The sequence below is a fragment of the Nonomuraea longicatena genome (genome assembly GCF_039525605.1).
GTDB classification, from domain to species: domain Bacteria; phylum Actinomycetota; class Actinomycetes; order Streptosporangiales; family Streptosporangiaceae; genus Nonomuraea; species Nonomuraea longicatena.
Map to the genome: position 1 here is coordinate 1 of NZ_BAAAHQ010000036.1, position 850 is coordinate 850.

The 850-nt window shown below is 78.0% G+C and carries 1 protein-coding gene and 1 pseudogene; both read right to left on the reverse strand.

The window, feature by feature from the left end; translation table 11 throughout:
- Positions 1-494, reverse strand: a pseudogene (locus tag ABD120_RS28660) (thiol reductant ABC exporter subunit CydC); the annotation flags it as partial.
- The coding region (locus tag ABD120_RS28665) for an ATP-binding cassette domain-containing protein (RefSeq protein ID WP_343953252.1) at positions 491-850 on the reverse strand (360 nt) is incomplete at its 5' end. The gene ABD120_RS28665 and the pseudogene ABD120_RS28660, both read right to left, overlap by 4 nt.

Sequence of the window (850 nt, forward strand, 5' to 3'; positions counted from 1 at the left end):
GTACCGGCGGGCAGCGCCACACCCGCCACCGCCAGCCCCGCGAGCAGCACGAGCGCGGCCGAGGGCGCGACGGTGAGCGCGATGTTCACGGCGGCCACCCCGGTGAGCAGGGCCGCGACGGCGGGCAGCAGCGCCCGCACGAGGAGGTCCTGGACGGCCTCGGTGTCGTCGACCATCCGGCTGAGCAGGTCGGCGCCGCCGTGGCGGGGGCGCTGCGGCGGGATGAGCGCGGTGTACAGGCGCCCTCTGGTGCCCGCCTGGGCGCGCAGGGCGACCTCGTGGCCGGTGAGCCGTTCGGCGTACCTGAAGACGCCCCTGCCGGTCGCGAACCCGCGCACGGCGACGATGGCGACGCTGAGCGCCGCCAGGGGCGGCTGCTCGGCGGCGCGGGTGATGAGCCAGGCGGCGGCCGCGATGAGCCCGAGCCCGGCCAGGTCGGCGGCGGCTCCGGCGAGGATCGCCCAGGTGAGCCGCATGCCCATGCCGCGTGTCATCGTGTCGCTCCTTCGCCGGTCCCTGCGGGGGAGCGGGTGTCGGCGGCGACGCGGCCCGCGTGGACGCGGATGACCCGGTCGGCCAGTTCGATCATGGCGGGGCGGTGGGCGACCACGATGGCGGTGCGGCCCTCCGCGAGCGCGGCGGTGGCGGCGACGACGGCCGCCTCGCTGCGCCCGTCGAGGCGGGCGGTGGGCTCGTCCAGCAGCAGGACGGTCGCCGCCGGGCGGCAGAACGCCCGCGCCAGCGCGATGCGCTGCCGCTGGCCCGCCGACAGGTTGGCGCCGCGTTCCCCGACGAGAGTGTCGTAGCCGCCGGGCAGTTCGCCGACGAACCCGTCGGCCTGCGCCCCGGC